The 20,393-nt window shown below is 36.4% G+C and carries 20 protein-coding genes; 10 read left to right on the plus strand and 10 right to left on the minus strand.

Going from position 1 to position 20,393, the window contains the following annotated elements:
* Positions 1-4 precede the first annotated feature (4 nt).
* Positions 5-1,249 carry a Zn-dependent hydrolase gene (locus ABNX05_RS16995; protein ID WP_349660803.1) on the minus strand — a complete coding sequence of 415 codons (1,245 nt, stop codon included), beginning with the start codon at positions 1,247-1,249 and terminating at the stop codon, positions 5-7.
* Between the two features lie 138 nt (positions 1,250-1,387).
* Here ABNX05_RS16995 and ABNX05_RS17000 point away from each other — a divergent pair, with 138 nt between their 5' ends.
* Positions 1,388-2,557 (plus strand): PucR family transcriptional regulator, encoded by a 1,170-nt coding sequence (locus ABNX05_RS17000; protein WP_349660804.1) that lies wholly within the window; start codon positions 1,388-1,390, stop codon positions 2,555-2,557.
* 194 nt (positions 2,558-2,751) lie between these two features.
* On the opposite strand, the gene ABNX05_RS17005 is transcribed toward ABNX05_RS17000, so the two are convergent.
* A complete protein-coding gene (locus tag ABNX05_RS17005; RefSeq protein WP_349660805.1) occupies positions 2,752-3,108 on the minus strand; it encodes a DUF378 domain-containing protein in 357 nt (118 codons plus the stop codon).
* Between the two features lie 578 nt (positions 3,109-3,686).
* Between ABNX05_RS17005 and ABNX05_RS17010 the strand changes: the two genes are divergently transcribed.
* A complete protein-coding gene (locus tag ABNX05_RS17010; protein WP_349660806.1) occupies positions 3,687-5,495 on the plus strand; it encodes a sensor domain-containing diguanylate cyclase in 1,809 nt (602 codons plus the stop codon).
* Positions 5,496-5,707: 212 nt separating this feature from the next.
* The gene (locus ABNX05_RS17015) at positions 5,708-5,917 is read left to right on the plus strand and encodes a hypothetical protein (RefSeq protein WP_349660807.1); all 210 of its coding nucleotides are present in this window, start codon (positions 5,708-5,710) and stop codon (positions 5,915-5,917) included.
* 410 nt (positions 5,918-6,327) lie between these two features.
* Here the strand turns inward: ABNX05_RS17015 and dinG are convergent, their stop codons facing one another.
* Positions 6,328-9,099: an ATP-dependent DNA helicase DinG gene (gene dinG, locus ABNX05_RS17020; protein WP_349660808.1), complete on the minus strand. Its 2,772-nt coding sequence runs from the start codon at positions 9,097-9,099 to the stop codon at positions 6,328-6,330.
* A 246-nt stretch (positions 9,100-9,345) separates the two neighbouring features.
* Here dinG and ABNX05_RS17025 point away from each other — a divergent pair, with 246 nt between their 5' ends.
* Positions 9,346-9,594, plus strand: a complete 249-nt coding sequence (locus ABNX05_RS17025; RefSeq protein ID WP_349660809.1) for a hypothetical protein — start codon at positions 9,346-9,348, stop codon at positions 9,592-9,594.
* Between the two features lie 149 nt (positions 9,595-9,743).
* Positions 9,744-9,938: a hypothetical protein gene (locus ABNX05_RS17030; protein WP_349660810.1), complete on the plus strand. Its 195-nt coding sequence runs from the start codon at positions 9,744-9,746 to the stop codon at positions 9,936-9,938.
* Between the two features lie 409 nt (positions 9,939-10,347).
* On the opposite strand, the gene panD is transcribed toward ABNX05_RS17030, so the two are convergent.
* The 5 genes from panD to ABNX05_RS17055 all read right to left on the minus strand — a co-directional run bounded on the left by panD (position 10,348) and on the right by ABNX05_RS17055 (position 14,435).
* Positions 10,348-10,731 (minus strand): aspartate 1-decarboxylase, encoded by a 384-nt coding sequence (gene panD, locus ABNX05_RS17035; RefSeq protein WP_349660811.1) that lies wholly within the window; start codon positions 10,729-10,731, stop codon positions 10,348-10,350.
* 1 nt (position 10,732) lies between these two features.
* Complete coding sequence (gene panC, locus ABNX05_RS17040) at positions 10,733-11,587, minus strand: pantoate--beta-alanine ligase (RefSeq protein WP_349660812.1); 855 nt, start codon at positions 11,585-11,587, stop codon at positions 10,733-10,735.
* Positions 11,587-12,423 (minus strand): 3-methyl-2-oxobutanoate hydroxymethyltransferase, encoded by an 837-nt coding sequence (gene panB / locus ABNX05_RS17045; protein WP_349660824.1) that lies wholly within the window; start codon positions 12,421-12,423, stop codon positions 11,587-11,589. The genes panC and panB overlap by 1 nt, the downstream gene beginning before the upstream one ends.
* Positions 12,424-12,999: 576 nt before the next feature.
* A complete protein-coding gene (locus ABNX05_RS17050) occupies positions 13,000-13,761 on the minus strand; it encodes a CPBP family intramembrane glutamic endopeptidase (RefSeq protein ID WP_349660813.1) in 762 nt (253 codons plus the stop codon).
* A gap of 2 nt (positions 13,762-13,763) precedes the next feature.
* Positions 13,764-14,435 (minus strand): TetR/AcrR family transcriptional regulator, encoded by a 672-nt coding sequence (locus ABNX05_RS17055; RefSeq protein ID WP_349660814.1) that lies wholly within the window; start codon positions 14,433-14,435, stop codon positions 13,764-13,766.
* Positions 14,436-14,852: 417 nt separating this feature from the next.
* On the opposite strand from ABNX05_RS17055, the gene ABNX05_RS17060 reads away from it, so the two are divergent.
* From ABNX05_RS17060 to ABNX05_RS17070, 3 genes are read left to right on the plus strand one after another with little or no spacing between them, the layout of a single operon-like run.
* Positions 14,853-15,173: a PadR family transcriptional regulator gene (locus ABNX05_RS17060; RefSeq protein ID WP_349660815.1), complete on the plus strand. Its 321-nt coding sequence runs from the start codon at positions 14,853-14,855 to the stop codon at positions 15,171-15,173.
* Positions 15,163-15,765, plus strand: a complete 603-nt coding sequence (locus ABNX05_RS17065; RefSeq protein WP_349660816.1) for a DUF1700 domain-containing protein — start codon at positions 15,163-15,165, stop codon at positions 15,763-15,765. The genes ABNX05_RS17060 and ABNX05_RS17065 overlap by 11 nt, the downstream gene beginning before the upstream one ends.
* The gene (locus tag ABNX05_RS17070) at positions 15,765-16,595 is read left to right on the plus strand and encodes a DUF4097 family beta strand repeat-containing protein (RefSeq protein WP_349660817.1); all 831 of its coding nucleotides are present in this window, start codon (positions 15,765-15,767) and stop codon (positions 16,593-16,595) included. Before ABNX05_RS17065 ends, ABNX05_RS17070 begins: the two co-directional genes overlap by 1 nt.
* Before the next feature lie 205 nt (positions 16,596-16,800).
* On the opposite strand, the gene ABNX05_RS17075 is transcribed toward ABNX05_RS17070, so the two are convergent.
* Entirely contained in the window at positions 16,801-16,947 is a 147-nt protein-coding gene (locus tag ABNX05_RS17075; protein ID WP_349660818.1) for a hypothetical protein, read from the minus strand.
* 422 nt (positions 16,948-17,369) lie between these two features.
* Here ABNX05_RS17075 and ABNX05_RS17080 point away from each other — a divergent pair, with 422 nt between their 5' ends.
* Together ABNX05_RS17080 and ABNX05_RS17085 are read left to right on the plus strand one after the other, a co-directional pair.
* Positions 17,370-17,999 (plus strand): DUF7010 family protein, encoded by a 630-nt coding sequence (locus ABNX05_RS17080; protein WP_349660819.1) that lies wholly within the window; start codon positions 17,370-17,372, stop codon positions 17,997-17,999.
* Positions 18,000-18,305: 306 nt separating this feature from the next.
* Positions 18,306-18,830, plus strand: a complete 525-nt coding sequence (locus tag ABNX05_RS17085) for a GNAT family N-acetyltransferase (RefSeq protein WP_349660820.1) — start codon at positions 18,306-18,308, stop codon at positions 18,828-18,830.
* A 305-nt stretch (positions 18,831-19,135) separates the two neighbouring features.
* Here the strand turns inward: ABNX05_RS17085 and ABNX05_RS17090 are convergent, their stop codons facing one another.
* A complete protein-coding gene (locus ABNX05_RS17090) occupies positions 19,136-20,119 on the minus strand; it encodes a biotin--[acetyl-CoA-carboxylase] ligase (RefSeq protein WP_349660821.1) in 984 nt (327 codons plus the stop codon).
* Between the last annotated feature and the right edge of the window lie 274 nt (positions 20,120-20,393).

Consider the following 20,393-nt stretch of genomic DNA (forward strand, 5'->3'; position numbering starts at 1 on the left):
TACTTTAATGTAACGTGTAGGTCTCCCCCATACTGAACTTTGTTTGCAACGTCAACACGGTTTCAAGTAATACATCTGCTCCTTTCGCACAATCCTCAAACGTTGTTTCTTCTTCCTCACAATGACTCTTACCATGAATACTAGGTACGAAAATCATCGCTGATGGAACAATACTTGCCATATATTGCGCATCATGTCCCGCTCCGCTAAACATTCGATGAGCAGTATAGCCAAAGTTCTGACAAGCCATTGCCACTTCATTACAAATATGAGTATCAAAATAAACTGTATCTCTCCCCCAAAGCTTAACTGGCTTAATGTTACAGCCCATATCCTCTGTAGGAAGATGTTTCAGTATATCTTCAACTTTTTGCATAATCTCTGGTTTTTGATGACGTGAATCAATCGTAAACGTCACTTTGTTCGGTATAACGGTATGGATATTTGGAGATACATTCATTCGACCAAAAGTAAATACTAACTGTTCATCAATTTTTCCGAGTTCTTCATGTAAATACGAAATGATTTTTGAAGTTACGATCATCGGATCTTGACGCATTGTCATCGGCGTCGTTCCAGCATGATTGGACTGCCCTGTAACCGTAATTTCATAGCAAACCATTCCTAATACACCTTCAACAATCCCTATTTCAAGTTGCTTCGCCTCTAGAACAGGTCCTTGCTCAATATGCAATTCGATATAAGCAAGTGCATCCTTTAAACGATTTTCTTGTTCTCCTTCATACCCACTCTCTCGCAGCGCTTCTTTGAAACTAGTGCCATTCTTGTCAACAGATTGCAGCATTTTTTCTTTTTCAAATTTAGATGAAATGACACCAGAGCTCATCATTGCTGGATCAAAACGAGCACCTTCTTCATTCGTAAAATTAACAATCATTATAGGGATATCTAGTTCAATCTCGTTTTCCTTTAACGTTCTAATGGCTTCTATAGCCGTTAAAACGCCTAATACACCATCAAATTTCCCACCCTTTTCAACGGAATCTAAATGCGACCCCATAACAATTGGAGGAACATCCTTTTTCCCAGGGAGAATCGCATAAATATTACCCATATCATCGACTTTGATGTCCATTCCTAATTCATCACAACACTCACAAAAATAGTTTCTTGCGAGTACATCCTCATTCGAAAGAGACAAACGAGTTACGCCACCATTTTCGGTAGCTCCAAATTGACTAAATTGTTCAATTAACTCTTGCAATCGTCTACTATTACACTTATACATATGCAATTCCTCTCTTTCACAGTAGTTATTCACATTCTATAAAAGATAAAAATTATGAGATATAGCTAGCAAACTAAAAAAATATGTGCATCTGCACATAATATATGGTAAGTTATGTTCATAATAAGGGGGGAAGAAATGGGGACAATTCGCAAAATTGTAGAGGGAGTTCAATTCCCAATGCTAACATTAGTAGCTGGACATAACGGAACGTATCGAAGAGTTACAGGGATTAACGTAGTAGAAAGCATCGATTTAATTATGTTTTGTAGACCTAATGAATTAGTCGTTACTACAGGTATCAATTTATCTTCTGACGGAGATTCCTTGGAGCAGCTTGTAAAATTAGCTTTCTCTAAAAAAGTAGCAGGTTTTATCATCAATACTGGTCCATACATTCCAAAAATACCAGATTCAGTCATATCTTTTGCTAACGAATATGATTTCCCTATTTTTCTCATGCCATGGAATTATCGAATAGCCGATCTATTAAAAACAACATTTCAATTTATTGCTAATCACCATCAAGAGCTGTCTATCGAAGAAAAGGTTCTTTATAACTTACTTTTTCACTACAAACAAAACGCCAACTATATTAAGGATCAATTAGCACTACTAGGATTTCCACAAAGTAGAGAACTAGCCATCATTTCATGTACAACACATAGTGTACAAGCTAACATTGACCGTTACGAGGTCATGATCCAATTTGCATTTCAAAATAGATATAAACGCTTCTTAAAACTAAAGCATAAAAATTACCTCATCTTTTTAATCGACAAAGCACAAATCAATACACCTAATACTCCCTTCTCAAAAATTGTTGAAGAAATTTACGACAAAATTACACAAAAAAATGGTTACTTAGATATTATCATTGGTAAAGGAAATTTTCATAAAGAGCTTGAAAATGTTCGCAAAAGCTATGATGAGTCATTAACAGTAATCCAATTAGCAAAGCTTCATAACAACCGCTTCCTATATAAATATAAAGAAATTGGTGCCTATAAAATTATTATGGCTGTGCAAAATCAAACATTGATCAAATCATATAGCCAAGATATTTTAGGTCAGCTTTATCGCTATGATGAATTGCATAACACAGATTACGTACAATTTTTACGCATTTTTCTCGAGGAGAATGGTAGTACTCGTAGGATAAGTGAACGACAATTTATTCATCGCAACACAGTACTTTATAAACTAAAAAAAATAGAGACTCTTTTAGATATGGACCTAAGTAATCCATTTACAAAAACAAATCTCTATATCGCATTTTTGATTGAAGATATATTGGCACACCAATAAATAGTCAGCATAAGACTTCCTTTTTGAGCGGTCCATCGCCTAGTCCTTCGCCTTTCTAAGTAATAGCTAATATCACTTCACTACCCTTCATAGCCACGAACAAAAAAACCCCCGTAAAAATTAGATTGATGTCTAACTTTTACGGGCAGTACATTGTTCATAAGTTTTTTGGGGTAATATCAATAAACTAGGAGTTATTTTCTGTTATGGTGTTTATTTTTGCTATGTGAATCCTTTTTTTCTTCTTTTAGCACATCCGTTGTGTTGAATGCAGTAAAATCTTCTTCATCACCAATCTCCATGCCATAGCTTGGATTCCTGTCTATGCGTGTATGAGGATCTAGGTCTTCATCCTCATCAAATCGCATAATTAGAATTGGAATAGATATTAGCCCTGCTAACCCGACAATAGCATAAATCCATCGAGACAATACTGCTGTTTGTCCACCGAATAAATAGGCAACTAAATCAATTCTAAAGAATCCAATAAGTCCCCAGTTGATTGCTCCAATAATGACTAACACTAGAGCGACTCTATATACTACGCTCACGTTTACACCTCCCTTATTTGTAAATACGAAGCCAGTTATACACTTGAAGTTCATTCTTCACATGTATGAAAAGCGTCGTTATTTCAAAAAAACTGTCATAACAAGCGAGAAAATAACAAATACTTATTGTAATTAAAACGCTCATTTTGACGGTCTTATTTTTAGCAATAACCGTTGTTTTATACAAAGTGCGTAGCAGGCTACAAACAAAAGGAATGCTAGTGAATCATATATAATAAATTGCTTTTTAAGGCTTAGCAGCATAACTAAATCCCACGTATCACCTATATATAAAAGCTCTTCAGCTGAATGTAGTTCATTGAATTCCTGAATTTTTCGTGTTCATTCTTCCTCTTATGGTCTTTGATAATCAAGGAATTCTAACCAATCTATCTTCCTTCGGTACCAATTCATTTAATTTTTTATTTTAAACCTTTATTTAGCACTTAAAAATCCTAAATATAGAATAAAGTGTGATATATTTACATAACACTCTATTTTTACAGCACTCTATTTAACTTTTCATCAGCATCCTTACAAATGACTGAAGAAAAGCATTGAGATAGGAGAAAGATTGAATGATGAAAAATAAAATTAAGAAAACCAAGCTGTTATTTTATTTTTTTATCGTACTTATATTTACTTTTACACAATTCAGCTTACCAGGTCATGCTGAAGAACGATCTGAACCTATTATATTAGGAAAACATTATGATATTTTTCGTGACCCTTCAAAAAAAATTACAATAGAAGATTTATTAAGTGGGACATATAACAAATCATTTGTCGCTAGTAAGGACGATTATGTATTTTTTGGGCATACGAATGATACAATTTGGCTTCGATTGGATACTGAAAAAATACTAAAAGATAAACAGAAGTCTTACTGGTTAGAGGTAACAGACAAACTAGATAGCATTGAAATGTATTTAGTGAAAGAAGATGGCTCCTATCGTGTTCAAAAAAGAGGAATATCAAATGTGGACGATCAAAACATTCATTATCGTTCGAATTTATTTCAAATCCAAGAACCTTCTGTCAAAGAAATTTATTTAAAATTAGATGGAGAATTACCATTAAGTTCAATTTCTTTTCTTTTTGCAACGGATAGCTTCATCAATAAGATTATTGACTATAAATATTTAACAGGAATGTTTTATGGGTTCTTATTAGCTTTATTAATTTACAATTTATTTTTATTCTTTTCGTTAAAAGAAAGGGCTTACTTTTACTATGTTTTGTATATTTTTAGTTTTATCCTCTATCAGGCTACATTGAATTCTTTAGATGTTGAGCTATTAGGAAAATTTTTGCCTAAATTGTTTTTTATAAAATCCTCCGCTATAAGCGGAAATCTTTTACTTTTGTTTATGATTCTATTTTGTAAAGAGTTTCTTGAACTTAAAAAATATTTACCTCGATTCCACAATTTCGGAAATTTACTATTATGGGGCACTGTACTTTCTTTAATTGCTTCATTCATTATCCCTGATGTGGCAATTACTAATAATGTCACAATTATTTTGGCTGTAGTTGTCTTTATTTTCCTTTGGTTATCAGGAATTTTTGTATTGTTAAAAGGTCAGAAAATGGCTAGATATTATATGGTAGGTTGGACTGTTTTACTTGGTTCTATCATTGTGCAAGCATTGGCTTTTTTAAGTATAATTCCATTCCATCCAGTTATATTTGAGGAAGTTCCTGCAGTTGGTGCTATTTTTGAATCTATATTTTTGTCATTAGCATTAGGTGATAAAATCAATATTATTAAAAAAGAGACTCAGGAAATACAACAAATACTAAATGAATCACTCGAATATAAAGTTAAAGAACGAACACAGGAGCTAGAAAATGCTAAACTTGAGCTTGAAAAATTAGCAAATACCGATCGACTTACTCAAGTTCCAAATCGTGTAAGGTTAGATTACGTGTTAGAAGAAGCATTTGAACAAGCTCAACATCATGAGACCACGTTTTCTATTATTCTTCTAGATATTGATTATTTTAAAGAAGTCAATGATGAGTTTGGCCATCAAGTAGGAGACTTAGTTTTAATGAACGTAGCCCAGATATTACAAAATACGATTCGAGAGCAAGATACTGTTGGAAGATGGGGTGGTGAGGAGTTTTTAGTTATTTGCCCTCAAACTACACTCGATGAGGCTGTTAAGATTTCTGAAAAAATTCGTCAACAATTAGAAAATTATCAATTCCCTATTGTGCAGCGAAAAACTAGTAGCTTTGGCGTAACTAGCTATGTAAATGGAGATACACGAAATACATTATTATCAAGATGTGATAAAGCGTTATATCAAGCAAAAGAACAAGGCAGAAACTGTGTTGAATTTTTAACAGATGATGTCAATGATAAGATTTCTTGTACGTAATAGATCACTCATTATGAGTGATCTATTTATTTAACTAAAGAATTTCACTACATTGAATAACAATATTTCACCAATTGAAGTGTATATGTAATCGCAATTTTAGGCGCAATACAATATCGACCTTTGCAAAAATCCCAAACCTGTGTCTTAGTCTAAGCCATTTCATTGATTGAACATAGCCTATACTATATCAATTGAAGGGAGTTATAAAAATGGTAAATCCAATGCGTTTTAATGATGGACGTCGATTTTCCCCAGGCATGGGCCCATTTTTCCCAGGCAGAGGCCCATTCTTCCCAGGAAGACCGTTTTTCCCGGTAAGCCCATTTTTTCCAGTAAGCCCGTTTTTCCCAATAAGCCCATTTTTCCCGTTTGGGAGACCGTTTTTCCCCGGCTTTAGACCTGGTTTCCGTAGATGGTAGGAATTCTTTTTTGAACTACCGGTTTATTAGTCAAAAATTTAAAACAAAGCTATAGAACTAGACTTTGTAAAAGCCCAAGAGAAGATACAAAAGATTCTATAGCAATTATTAGTGGAAAGATCAATAACATTACTGATGAAAGTATGATGATCACGGGATGTCTAGTCCTTTCGGCAGACCAAAGAAGTTTTATAACAGCAACTAGCCCCCGCAAACGTCGAGGGCTTTTTTAATGAGTAAATCTTATTCTCTGCTTGCAGACTATATAGCTCAGGATCTCTGTTTTCTACTTATATCCGCTCGAGTCACCTGTCTTTTACTTTCTTCAAAATTCGCTCAGGTAGCCTTACTTTTGGGATAAATCCCACCAAAAAAATCCCTTTTAGCAAAACTACTAAAAGGGATTTCAACTATTTCTGCCAATTATTAAGTTCCTTTAACAACTCCGGTAGCTGCAATTTCTTCACATCAATCGGTGGTAATGCCTTAACAAATTCCTTGCCGTACGACTTTGTTGAAATACGGCGGTCTAAAACTATAAAGGCTCCTTTATCCTGTGATGAACGGATTAAACGACCAAAGCCCTGTTTAAAACGCATGATGGCTTCTGGTAATGAAAGCTCATTGAAAGAATTGCGACCTTGTGCAGTAATATGTTTTGCTCGCGCTTTAAATACAGGCTCTTCCGGTGAGGAGAACGGCAGGCGTACAACGATCACCGATGCAAGAGCATCACCCGGAACGTCTACACCCTCCCAGAAGCTGTTTGTACCAAAAAGAACGGCATGGCTAAACTTTTGGAATGATTTCAAAATTCGCATACGGCTACCACCCGTAACTCCTTGTGCAAATAGCATATAGTCATCAAGGAGTTCACTATCTTGAATAAGCTCCACTGTTTTTCGAAGCATATCCTGAGCGGTAAATAGGACAAAGCAACGTCCTTCAGTCATTCTCACGGTACGTGTAATTGCATGAGCGACCGCTTCAATATATTCGTCCTGAGTCACATGTTGAATTTCAGGCATATCGGTGACAATAAATGCCTTCGCACCTGCATAATAGGACGGTGGTGCTTGGAGCTTTATTACTTGCACACTATTAGAAATACCAAGTTGACTCGTTACAAAACGCTCATTACCTGGCACCGTTAAAGTACCTGAAGTCCACACAATACTTGCCTGCTTACGAAGAGGTGTAAGTACTTTTTCAATGATAGATGTGACATTAACAGGCTTTTTATAGACGTGTAAGCTGCCAGGAACGCTCCTTACATCAAATTCTAGCCAAACTGAATTATCATCCTGTGACGATAGGAAAATTTCTTCCCATTCCGCGATTTTTACTTTTAATTCACGAATCCAATAATGCCACTCAGATAAAATAAAGAGCTCATTTTTATCTAATTGCTCAATATTATTTTCAAAGGTCTGCCCTACTTCTGTAGCAAGATCAAGCCATTGCTGTGTAAGCTTACTTACTTGTAGAAGCGGTTCTTTTGCTAGTGTTACATCCTCTAAAAACAAAGTACATTTACTACTAGCTTGCTTCCCTTTTATTTGTTGCTGCATTTTTTGTACAGCCCGTTGCATAGTTTCATCGAATGTCCGTTGTAGACGTATAAATTGTGCATCTAGTCGCTGCAAACTTTGCATAGAAACACGGTGTTTTTTCTTAGCGGCCTGACTAAATTGCTGGAACAAAGCAGTTTCCTCCATCGTTCCGATTTGGCCGAAAATGTACTTCCACTGCGTATAGGAGAAGACAACTTCATCTTGCTGCATAGCAGATTGTATAAATTGATGTGCTTCGTCAATGATCCATCCGTCAATTTGTGTAAATATTGGTGTTTGACGGACTAAATCACTGAGTACCATAGAATGATTCGTTACAATACAATCAGCAAATTCACTATTTTTTAACGCTTGCTCATAAAAATCAAAGCCCTTTGAAGGTTTTTCATCAGGCATTTTACGGATTTTCTCTAAAAATAGTTGCCCGCCCCCTGATACATTGAGCTCACTTAGCACACCTGTTTCAGTTTTAGTCAGCCAGACAAGAATTTGCAAAATCGTAAATGTATCATCATAAGTTTCATCAGCATATGCCATACATTGCTCAAAGCGTGCAACATCAATATAATGCTGCATTCCCTTAAGCACAGCGATATTTACTTTAGTGCCAAGGATTTTTTCAATCTTTGGTAGCTCTTCCTCAACAAGTTGCTCCTGCAAGTGTGACGTATATGTGCTAATTGCAATTTTTTTATCGACTGCTCGAGCATACAAAATCGCTGGAAGTAGATAGCCTGCTGTTTTACCAATACCTGTTGAGGCCTCTATAACGCATTCCCTTTTGTCATTGAGCGCTTGCCAAATCGTGTCCATCATCTCGAATTGCGCTGGTCGTTGCTCAAAATTCGACATGGCTTTTGTCATTAATGCAGTTTTGTCCGCTGCTGTTTGTGGATATGATACAACCTCCGCATGATTTGTATACTTTTTTCGTCCATCACAAATAGCCAAATTGCGGTAGTAGGAGACATTCTCATTAGCAGTTACATGCTGTCGTTTAATTTGAAGAGCCTCGAAGAAAAGCTGAGATAAATTTGACTTCAATCTGAATGAACGTTTATGCATTTGTTCTAGGGTTAGCTGAGGGAGACCGAGTAACTCCTTCCAGCATCGTTTAAAGAGCTCCGCTGTTGCACGGGCATCGTCATCTGCTCGGTGTGCATTTGTAAGCTCTATATTTAAATCTGCCGCTAAATCACCTAACTTAAAGCTGAGTGACATTGGGAACAAAATTTTGGCAAGCTCAACCGTGTCCATCTTTTTACCCTGCCATTTTGATAAACCCGCACGCTTGAACTCTGCTTGTAAAAAGGATAAGTCAAAATCTGCATTATGTGCGACGAATACACAATCGGCAAGCAGTTCATATATGTAGTCGGCATGTGCCTCAAACGGCAAGGCATCCTTTACATCCTCATCCGTAATATGCGTTAAATCCTGAATGAAAATTGGAATAGCTTTACCTGGATAAATAAACTTCGTATACGTTTGTTCAATTTCCCAATCTTTCATAATAACAATTGCTATTTGAATCATTCGGTCCCCATTTGCCGGTGAATGACCGGTCGTCTCTAAATCAACAATTGCATACTTTTGACTTTCCATCATACATCTCAACTCACAGTTCACATTAGATAGATGAATTTTATCACATATTTGGCTCAGCGGCATCCCTTCACCACTGTTGATTGTTTATAAAAAAAGACTTCTGAACGATTATCAGGATTCACAGTAAGAATTTTCAAATTAATTCATAAGATGTGCCCACCACCATAGCGTGTAGTTGATTTCCGTTCCGACTGGCATCTTCCTGTGGACGTCCGATGAGCCGCTTCACTCCAATAAACTTCAGAAATGAAACAAATTTTCGCATATGAAAATATAGAACAATATCAAAATAATATACAACCAACTCAATTTTTTATTGAAAAATTAGAGAATTATCGTCAACTATTAGAAAAAGAATATGACCTCCATGATATCCCTAAGGCGATTGTATGGACTTCAGAAGAAATTGCGACAAACATCTTTTCAACTGTACCTATTCCTGCTTATACAAAAAAAGATATTATCTATATGAACCCGAATGAACCCGAACCTTGAGAGTTGGAGACAGTTATTTTTAAGACAATTAGAAGGTCTACAACACGTTGAAATTGAGGAATACTATAAAACGATTGGCAATGATCATATTTTTTGCATTTTAGCCCATGAACTAACACATCATTCGGATTTATTTCACTATGAATTTGATGATGATTGACTGGGATAGCATTTGGTTTGAAGAAGGGATGTGCGAATATTTATCAAAAAAATTAACTCTCAATGAAAATCAATTCGATGAAATTGCCAAGAAAGAATTAGAATTGATTCATTTGTTTAAAGATAAATACGGTAAACATTTATTAGATGATTTGGTAGTGCTAGTTATGAAGCAAAAAATTTAACGAGTATTATGTATGACTACTGGCGTAGCTTCCAAACCATCAAATACTTAGTTGAGGAACGTTCAAATAACAATATACATCTTGTATTTGAAGTCTATCATCGCTTGCACTAAGAAGGTAGGAAGGTATCGTTAACGCAATATTTTAATTTGGACAACTTTCTAAATTCTCTAGAGTGTTCATAGGAAATCAATGAAACACAGATTTTTTCATTTTAAATCTATGATACGACTTCCTCTAACATCTTTTGACATAATAAAAAGTGTACATCACCTAATTATGCCTCGGCATAATTGAGTCCGAAGGCTTTAATTTAGTAATGTACACTTTCAAATTTGATGCATTCAATCATCTTATAAAAAAATTATCTTTAACGTTTCAGTTTAAAGAAGTAGCCACTTTTATCACACTACATCACTGTTGCTTCTGGCTCAAAGGCAATCATTTCTTTAATTGAATTACCCTCGCCCATAATAGCTACTGTTGGCTTATGATCTTTTGCCTCTTCGTTATCTACATACACGTAAGAAATAATAATTACAATATCTCCACGTTGTACTAGGCGCGCTGCTGCTCCGTTCACACAAATAACGCCTGATCCACGTTCCCCTGCAATAATATACGTTTCAAAGCGTGCGCCATTATTGTTATTAACGATATGCACCTTTTCGTTTGGTAGCATTCCTACTGCATCTAAAATATCCTCATCAATCGTAATAGAACCAACATAGTTTAAATCTGCTTGTGTCACTGTAGCTCGGTGGATTTTACTGTTCATCATCATTCGTAACATTTTACAATCCTTCTTTCACATTAAAGATACAATTATCAATTAAACGAGTTTTACCAATATAGACGGCTGCCGCTATAAGCACTTGCTCCGTTTTAGGAAATGCGGGTGTTAAATCTGGATACGCTAACAGTTCAATATAGTCAATTTTCCCATGTGTACGTGCTGTAATGTGTGCCTTTGCTATAGCAAGCGCACTCGCTGCATCACCATTTGCTAAAAAGCTATTACGAGCAAGCTGTAGCGCTTCATTAATGGCGGGTGCCTCAAGACGCTCCACTTCACTTAAATACACATTACGAGAGGATTTCGCTAAACCGTCCTCCTCACGTACAATGGGTACTACTCGCATTTCCAAAGGGAAATTAAAATCGCGTACCATCGTCGCAATAATTGCCACCTGCTGTGCATCTTTTTGTCCGAAATAAGCTCGTGTCGGCTGTGCTAAGTGAAATAATTTTGCTACAACCTGTAAAACGCCATCAAAATGTCCTGGACGACTCGCCCCACAAAGAATGGTTGCCTGTTCACCCGCATGTATACGAATACCGCCATCATGAGGATACATTTCTTCCACACTCGGTGCGAAAACAATATCTACACCGACAGACTCTGCTAAAGCAGTATCGCGTGGCAAATCACGCGGATAACTTTCAAAGTCTTCGTTTGGTCCAAATTGAGTTGGGTTGACAAATATACTCATGACGACTAAATCATTTTCGTCGCGAGCTGTTTTTGCAAGGGTTAAATGGCCCTCATGTAAATAGCCCATCGTTGGAACGAGTCCAATTGTTTTTTGAGCTTGTTTTGCTGCTTGAATTTCTATAGTTAGCGCTTGGATAGTAGTGACGACTTTCATTACTTTACGCCTCCGTATAACTGGTCCAATGTTTCTTCTTTCATCGTAAAGAAATGCTTCGGTGCAGGGAATGTACCCGCCTTTACAGCTTCTACGTAACTAGCAATTCCATGGCTTGCTTCTTGGCCCATATTCGAAAACTGTTCCACAAATTTTGGTACATGATGTGAACCATAGCTTAACATGTCATGATAAACCAATACTTGTCCATCAGCCTCCACTCCAGCTCCAATACCGATCGTTGGAATAATAAGATTAGCGGATACCATCTCTGTTAGCTGATGCGGAATACATTCTAAGACGACAGCACACGCTCCAGCCTCTTGACATTTTTTTGCATCTTCAATGAGTTTCGTTGCCTGCTCGGCTGTTTTACCTTGAACCTTGTAGCCACCAAGCACGCCTGCTGATTGAGGTAATAAACCTAAGTGAGCTACTACCGGAATACCAGCTGACGTTAATTTACGAATTGCTGGTAGGACATCGTCTGCCCCCTCTAACTTTAATGCATCTGCTCCTGTTTCCTGCATCATGGATACAGCCGTTTTCAACGTCTCATGTACATCACCATGGTATGAACCAAATGGCATATCAACAACAACAAACGTCTCCTTTGCGCCTCGGCGCACTGCTTTTGCATGATGGACCATGTCTGCTACTGTTACTGGCATTGTAGAATCATAGCCTAGTACTACCATACCTAGTGAGTCTCCCACTAGAATCATATCGACATTTGCTTCCTCGGCAAATTTTGCAGCAGGATAATCATATGCCGTCAGCATAACGATTTTCTCCCCTGCTACCTTCATCTTTAAAAAATCTGAAGTTGTTTTCATCATGTAGTCCTCCTTTTTTTAAGGAAAGAAAACAGAAAAACCCTTCTGTTCTTTAAATAGACAGAAGGGTAGTGTTTCGTTCGTTATCAAAAATCACCTCTAATTCTTGAATAGAGGCTATAACTTAATAAAAGAATCGTAATCAAATCTCATTATGAGAATTGCCCATTCCATTGAATTAAGTTACATTTTTGAACGCTTGTTTTCTTCCGTCCCTGTCATTAAAAGATCAAGGCAGATATTTATTATCAATTATGCCCCAGCATAATTGCGTCCGGAATCGGCTTTGTGCTTAGGCCTGCACGATGCAGGTCAGTTAGCCGTTATCGCATGGATGCGATGATTTTAGGCTAACATCCCCTAAGAACTCCTTTCCGATTCCGTGACAACCGCCGGAGGCTTTACCTTCTTTCAGCGGGTGTTTTTGAACACCTGCTGAAAGAAGGTAAATTGTTCTAACGTTTTGAAGGTGCCGTTCACAAAAGGATACTGCCCTTCGCACATACTATAACAGATTCCCCTAGTAATCTTCAAATATTATTTTCTAATAATTACGATCAATCAATAGTACCAAATTCAAACCATTCGTTTCTGAAAGTTTGATTTTCGATAAACTTCAAATACCGTAAATAGGAACAGGGCAAATAAAAATGTGAATAAACCAGATGATACATGTGTAACCGGTACAAAGACAACCCAAAATGAATTAATTAAAGCGTGGAAAATAATACAGAGAAAAATACTTTTAGTAGATAGGTAAATGATTGTTAATAAAAAAGATAGCGCTAAAGATGTTAAAGAAAACCATAGGAAGTTCATGTTTATTTGGTTTGATCCAAGAACAAACCATAATGGCAAATGCCAGACTGCCCAAATAATACCCACAATAATTGTACTCGTGAAGGGAGACCATCTTTTTTGTAATGTCGGCTGTAAAAAACCACGCCAGCCAATCTCTTCCAATCCTCCTCCGATAATCATGATTGGGAATTCAAGTAAGACCAGATACATTGGATTCTCCATAGTTGCTCCGCCCCAGAGAGTTGGTAAAAAACAAGCTACAAATGCTAATCCGATTGCAAATATGTACCAAGATACAGGATGCTTAGGATTTTTCACATTATGGATAAATGATTTGAACTCTTCTTTAGTTGAATATTTCTTTTTCAACCAAATCTCACAAATTGCCGGAGTAATTCCGCCTAGAATAAATAAAAGCATTGATGTTGCATTTCCAAACTTCAGCAAATTTAGTTGCGTTAATAAGGCTAAACTGCCCCATATTATCCAAGACGTTGCAAAGGTATAAAATAGAAATCTTCTAACCTCTATTGCCAACTTTAATCCTCCCCTTCTCTTGTACCCAATAGTAATAATACGGATTTGCAAAGTGTATTCATCAAACGAATCTCATCCAACTGCACTTGATCATTCGAGAACACCCCATAACATTTTTGCAAGACAACGTCCCTCACAATGCCATCAATGGACGTCATTACAAAAGTAGATAGATCCTTTATCGATATCTCAAGCTGAAAACATCCTGAAGAAATACCCTTTTGGATTGAATGAAAAATTTGTTGCATCAAATATTGCCCACTTTCATTCTCATGAATGTTCGATAAAATTTTCTTTTCTCTATCTGGATTGTTAGCAAATAAAATCGTAAGCTCAAATTGAATTTTGCCAACTGTTGATATATTTTCCTTCATGTACTCTCCAAGAAAATTAAATAATTTAATGATTGTCTTTGTGGGAGAATTACTCGTATCCGTAATTTCATCGATAATATGTTTATAGTCTGCATTAATATTTACACGATTAATAACCTCAATAAGTATTTCATCTAAGTCTGAATAATAACGATAGATCCCACCCTGACTTACTCCTGACGCTTTAATAATATCCCTCATCGAAATGTCATAAAGTGGCTTAACTTTACATACTGCTATAGCTGCTTCTAAAATGCTGTTTTTCTTTTCCTGCACATATTCATGGCTTACCTTTGGCATTATCTTTACCTCCAAAAATTTAAAATGACACTATTGTCATTTTTATCATATTTAACATACCTTTTATTGTCAATTAAAAAATGACACTATTATCATTTTTATTTTCCGCTTGAACTTTTTAACTTCTTTCAGCAAATGTACAAACATCCGCTGAAAGAAGTTAAAGCCTCGGATGTCACGGAAATCGGAAGGAAGTTCTTAGGGGATGTTAGCCTAAAATCATCGCATCCATGCGATAACGGCTAACTGACCTGCATCGTGCAGGCCTAAGCACAAAGCCGATTTCCGACGCAATTATACCGAGGCATAATTGATTAAAATTTGACAATCCAACGTGATATGTAATATACTTCCACCATACTATACGGCATATAATATAAAACCTTGTATAGGTATAACATTGTGAGGTGAGAAAAGATGACATTTCAGCTTGGCTCAGCTTTACTTGACGCTTGTGTACTTGCCATCGTCGATAAAGAGGATGCATACGGCTACTCGTTAACACAGCAGATACAATCTGTAATGGATATATCAGAATCTACGCTGTACCCTGTATTACGTCGTTTACAAAAAGCAGATTGCTTAACAACCTACGATCAGCCCTACCAAGGGAGGAATAGACGCTATTACCAAATTACTGAACAAGGTCGGATACGATTACTGGAGCTATTAAAAGAATGGCAAAAGTATAAAGAGATGGTTGATTGTGTACTTATAGGAGGGAAATATGATGAATAGAGCTAGCTTTCTGAAAAAGCTACGGGGGAAATTACAACGTCTTCCAGCGCATGAGATTGATATTGCGCTTGCCTATTATGAGGAATATTTCGATGAAGCAGGAGAAGAAAACGAACAGAAGGTCATTCAACAGCTAGGTTCTCCTTCTCATGTTGCATCACAAATAATGACGGATTATGCATTAAAAGATTTAGAAACAACTTCAACTTCGACTAAGAAAAATATATCTGCGATTTGGATTATCATTCTAGCAATATTATCTGCCCCACTTTCATTACCATTACTTGCAGTTGCTATAGCACTTATTTTTTCATTTGGAGCAGTTATATTCAGCGTTATCATTGCGATTATTGCAATTGTATTAAGTATCTTTTTTGGTGGAATCGTTGCACTTATTTCAGGCTTCTTCATTTTAACTCAGCACTGGCCGACAGCGATTCTCTTTATGGGGGTTGGCTTTATTGTAACTGGTCTCGGTATCCTGCTATTCCCAATTTTTGCTCGTTTGATCAAAACAATCGTTGTTGTTTGTGTTGAAGTATTAGGTAAACTATTCCATAAAATAACGAAGAAGCGGAAGGAGGGATACTAATGACGTCTCGACATACCCATATCGCCATTACTATGATTGCTTTCGGTATACTGCTAGCTCTCGTCGGTTATTTCTCTGGTGGAAAATGGAGTTTTGAGTTAACTGATGAAGGCATTCAATTGCCAGAAAACAATACACTAGTAAACAATTCCTATAAACTAGATGATTTCACTAACATCAATGTTATCAATCACTATGGAGATGTTGAAATTGTTACTAGTGATCGTTTTGCATTAGAAACAAATGTTATTAAAAATGATGATGTGACGTACCGTGTTAAAGATCATACATTAACTGTTGAAACAAAGAATCAGAAAAAGAAATTACAATTCGGATTTGGTAGCTTCAGAACTCCTTCCATCAAAATCTATGTTCCTTCAGATGTAAAATTGAAAAACGTCGTCCTTAATAGTAATTTCGGGGATACAACCATTCGGGGTCTAAACTATCAGGAGTTAACTATAATTGAAGATTTCGGGGACATTATATTTAAAGACACTACTGGTGATAAAACAGAGATTACACAATCTTTTGGTGATATAAAGCTACAACAATTTTCAAGTAATGGCTTCGTTGTCGAAAGTGAACATGGTGATATTAACATAGATGGTACATTAAATGGTCAATCCACTATTACGTCTAACTTTGGAGATACTACGCTTCGCTTACAAAATAAAAAAGATGAGCTTGGCTATGAATTACAAACTGACTTCGGGGATCTTACAGTTGATAAGAAGGAACAAAACAGCAAAGTATTACAATCTTTTAAAGGTGATAACCAGTTAAAAGTAACTCTTTCTCATGGTGACTTACAGTTAAAGTTGAAATAAGGTTAGCTACAAGATTCATCTATTTTAGGTCTTAGAGTGAGTTCCTCTTTTTCAGCGGGTGTCCAAACACCCGCTGAAAAGTAGTTTAAATCCGCATTCATCTCACCACCTTTAGAGGTGAGAGACTTCTGTAACTGCCGAAAACATTTGTAGCTGACATTTCACTTTCGCTACGAACACACTTGTAGCTGGCGTTTCACTTTCGCTACGAACACACTTGCTGAAAGAAGTTAAACATACGGCTCCCACTTTCATACTCCCTTTCATCCCCCTTTATAATAAAACCTATTCCAGTAAATAATTTGTGGGTTACATCTTCGATAATTTCAATTTGTACATATTTATTTTTCATTTTTTCCGCTTCCTGAATATAAATGCTAATTTAACTATGTACATGCCTGCTTGAACAAAGATGTACAAAAATTGCTCATCCATTTCATACTATTACTGAGGTGTTAGTATACATATTCTATTAGAGATTCGTCTTGAACTACCCACCACTTATCCAAAACTTGGCTTAGGCAATTCCTACGAATACCAGTGTATCCACTTGTTATTGAGTAGGCCAAACCTGTAGTAAATATTTTGAACGTTTACGTGACTTCACTACACTGTAACTCGAGCGTTTTCACAGGATGTGAAGGTCTTAGCCTGTGTTTCTCTTGCTCAGAGGACGTTTGGGCACCTGCTGAAAAGTAACTGACGTTTCACTTTCGCTACGTAAACATTTGCTGAAAGGAGTTAAAATGAAATTGAAAGAGGAGGGTTCATGATATGTCGCAAACCATCATTCCTAGAGCTGCTGTGCGTGGGACAGCTTCTGGCGTTATCTTCATGGCATTTTTCGGTACTCTGTGGGCAGGAATTGGAATTAGAGGATTGCAGGGCTGGGGATTTCTCTGGCTGTTGATCTTATCCTTGTTAGTTGGTGTTGTACTGTTTGTTGGAGGAATCGTATTGATAATGAAATCTAAAAGATTATCAAACGAGATGATGGGAGAGGATTCCCATCGTTGGAAACGAAAAAATATGTGGTTCGGTATTATTTTTGGTTTAGAAGGCGTATTGATAGCCACTGCCGCCGTAATTTGTCAATCTACCAATCACTTGGATTATTTTGTTCCTGTTATGGCTCTCATTGTTGGTGCTCATTTCTTTCCCCTAGCGCACCTTTTCCAGGTCAATCTCTATTATATTTCGGGTTCACTTCTTTGCCTGCTATCGGCAATCACACTTTTTACTTTACCTGTAAAGGTTACCTGGGGGAATCATCAAATTATGGTATGGTGGACATCTGTAGGTTTTAGCTCAGCTCTAATATTATGGGGGACCGGGGTAGTAGTTTGGATTACCGGCCATAGACTACTGAACAGGGCTGGGAATAATGAATCCAAAGAAGCTTAGACCAAAGGCTAGGACAGAATTCCTCTCTCTCGTTCAAAGCGGCACAACATCCATAAATATTTCCTTCCTTGACCATTTTGTTTTTCTATACCTAGAAGGTAGAATTATACCCTTGTGATAATGCGTTTTCAATAAGAATTTTATATGATCACCCCTTTCATTGGTAATTAATTTCCATTCGATATATACTAGTCCTACTACTATGTAATGCTTAATTTTTTGTAAGTTAAGGAGGAATCCAAAGTGAAACGGGTCAGAAACGTCCGTAATCATTGGAAATAAAGTGAGACTTTCGAGGTGATCAATATGAAAATTAGAAAAGCAAACATTCAAGACGCTCAAAGTATTGGAAAAGTACATGTTGACAGTTGGCGAACAACTTATAAAGGCATTTTGTCAGACGATTTTTTAAATAAATTATCTTACGAGCAGAGAACAGAGCTATGGAAGAATAATATTTCAGATGCTACTAATTATGTATTAGTGGCTGAAAATGAACTTGAAGAAATAATCGGCTTTGCAACTATTGGCACACGAAAAACAAATTCAGTTCCAAATTCAACTGATTTAACTTCTATATATCTTTTAGAAGAATATCATGGAAAGGGCATCGGGAAACAACTACTCAAAGAATTATTCACCTATTGTAATCAAAAAGGATATGAAAAAGTATTTGTCGAAGTATTAGCAGAAAATAAAACACGTTATTTCTATGAATATTATGGTGCACAATATATAAATAACATCGAAATTAAAATTGGCGGAAAAATAGTAGAAGAACTTATTTATGTATGGAATGATATTGATAAGTTAATAGAAAAAATAAAATAAGCGTTTTTTATTGGGGGCATGTAATGAAAACTATAGCGGGAACGATCTCTATATCGGTCTCTTTTACATTATTCATTTACCTGTTCGGACTAAAAATGGAGCATTCAGTTAAATATGACTCTGGGTTGTTTTTTCTTCCAATAATTTTACTATTACTTTCTTTGATCTTCTTTAGACAAGACTACAAACGAGAAAAAAATATATAGAACTAAATGTATTTTGAAAAATATGAAAGAACGTATACTTTCAGATTCGAAAATATACGTTCTTGCTAGATAAGTGAATGCACATTGTAGTTTATGTTCCTATAAAATTCTTATATCTCCAGCATAAATTGTCCGAACTGTGCCATTATCCTCTGTTAGCTGTAATACACCTTCATCCGTTATCCCACTGGCAATACCTTCAAAGCGCCCACGTAAAGTCGTTACTTCAATACGTTGTCCAATCGTACATGACATTTGTTCCCATAGCTTTTTAATGCTGACAAAACCTTCCTTCACGTATAATTCCGTGAATTGTTCTAAGTATTGTAAAATTGATGCGACAAGGGCAGCTCGATTAATTTCTTCACCCGCTTCTAAACGTAAAGATGTAGCAATATCCGCGATTTCTGGTGAGAAATCTGAAGCGACTTGATTCGCATTAATACCTATGCCTACTAACAATGCTTGTACACAGTCTGCCTCTGCTTGCATTTCTGTTAATATACCTGTACATTTTTTACCTTTAATAAGCAAATCATTTGGCCATTTAATGGCTGGCTCAATATGTTTATATAATGTTTTAATAGCCATCGTAACCGCAACTGCTACGACAAGTGTATAAGATGAAGCTTGTTGAGGAGTGACATCAGGTCTCACAATAACAGTCATCCAAATACCTGTGCCATTTGCAGATTCCCATGGACGCGCCATACGACCACGACCGGCAGTTTGCTCCTCACCGATTATAATCGTGCCATGTGGAGCACCTTCTTGTGCAAGCTTGTGGGCGATTGTTTGTGTTGAATCTACAATATCAAAATAATGAATTTCACGTCCAAAGCGTTCCGTATTTAAAAATAGTTCAATTTGTGTTGGACTTAAGCTATTTGGTACACTCGTCAGTACGTAGCCCTTTTTCTTTACCGTTTCAAATGTATAGCCTTCCTCCTGTAGCGACTGCATATGTTTCCATACAGCAGTACGTGATACTCCAAGGGAATCTGCTAGCTCCTGACCCGAAACTGCTTCACCATTAGCAGTTAATATTCTTTTTAAAATTTCATCCTTCATAGAAATACTCATGCTAATCAATCCTTTAGTAAACTCTTATTTGCTTGCAAAATATTGATTCAATTTGTATTTATCATACTTTATATTATGACAATTGACCATAATATCATCAAATATCTTATACACACTATTTCTTCGTTTTTTTTAACTATTTTACTTCGTATCGCTGGATCACCGTCATATCGTAGGGTTGATTTCGGTTGGGCGCATTGTTGCTGCCGCTTCGCTTTCGCACAGTTAAAACATTTGTTGCTGCCGCTTCGCTTTCGCACAGTTAAAACATTTG

Source organism: Lysinibacillus zambalensis (assembly GCF_040183165.1).
In the GTDB taxonomy this organism is placed as follows: domain Bacteria; phylum Bacillota; class Bacilli; order Bacillales_A; family Planococcaceae; genus Lysinibacillus; species Lysinibacillus zambalensis.

Coding starts and splice junctions, on each gene's coding strand:
- ABNX05_RS16995 (WP_349660803.1), bottom strand. CDS start 1,249: ATGTATAAGTGTAATAGTAGACGATTGCAAGAGTTAATTGAACAATTT.
- ABNX05_RS17000 (WP_349660804.1), top strand. CDS start 1,388: ATGGGGACAATTCGCAAAATTGTAGAGGGAGTTCAATTCCCAATGCTA.
- ABNX05_RS17010 (WP_349660806.1), top strand. CDS start 3,687: ATGATGAAAAATAAAATTAAGAAAACCAAGCTGTTATTTTATTTTTTT.
- ABNX05_RS17015 (WP_349660807.1), top strand. CDS start 5,708: ATGGTAAATCCAATGCGTTTTAATGATGGACGTCGATTTTCCCCAGGC.
- dinG (WP_349660808.1), bottom strand. CDS start 9,099: ATGATGGAAAGTCAAAAGTATGCAATTGTTGATTTAGAGACGACCGGT.
- ABNX05_RS17025 (WP_349660809.1), top strand. CDS start 9,346: ATGAAACAAATTTTCGCATATGAAAATATAGAACAATATCAAAATAAT.
- ABNX05_RS17030 (WP_349660810.1), top strand. CDS start 9,744: ATGATGATTGACTGGGATAGCATTTGGTTTGAAGAAGGGATGTGCGAA.
- panD (WP_349660811.1), bottom strand. CDS start 10,731: ATGTTACGAATGATGATGAACAGTAAAATCCACCGAGCTACAGTGACA.
- panC (WP_349660812.1), bottom strand. CDS start 11,587: ATGAAAGTCGTCACTACTATCCAAGCGCTAACTATAGAAATTCAAGCA.
- panB (WP_349660824.1), bottom strand. CDS start 12,423: ATGAAAACAACTTCAGATTTTTTAAAGATGAAGGTAGCAGGGGAGAAA.
- ABNX05_RS17055 (WP_349660814.1), bottom strand. CDS start 14,435: ATGCCAAAGGTAAGCCATGAATATGTGCAGGAAAAGAAAAACAGCATT.
- ABNX05_RS17060 (WP_349660815.1), top strand. CDS start 14,853: ATGACATTTCAGCTTGGCTCAGCTTTACTTGACGCTTGTGTACTTGCC.
- ABNX05_RS17065 (WP_349660816.1), top strand. CDS start 15,163: ATGATGAATAGAGCTAGCTTTCTGAAAAAGCTACGGGGGAAATTACAA.
- ABNX05_RS17070 (WP_349660817.1), top strand. CDS start 15,765: ATGACGTCTCGACATACCCATATCGCCATTACTATGATTGCTTTCGGT.
- ABNX05_RS17075 (WP_349660818.1), bottom strand. CDS start 16,947: ATGAAAAATAAATATGTACAAATTGAAATTATCGAAGATGTAACCCAC.
- ABNX05_RS17080 (WP_349660819.1), top strand. CDS start 17,370: ATGTCGCAAACCATCATTCCTAGAGCTGCTGTGCGTGGGACAGCTTCT.
- ABNX05_RS17085 (WP_349660820.1), top strand. CDS start 18,306: ATGAAAATTAGAAAAGCAAACATTCAAGACGCTCAAAGTATTGGAAAA.
- ABNX05_RS17090 (WP_349660821.1), bottom strand. CDS start 20,119: ATGAGTATTTCTATGAAGGATGAAATTTTAAAAAGAATATTAACTGCT.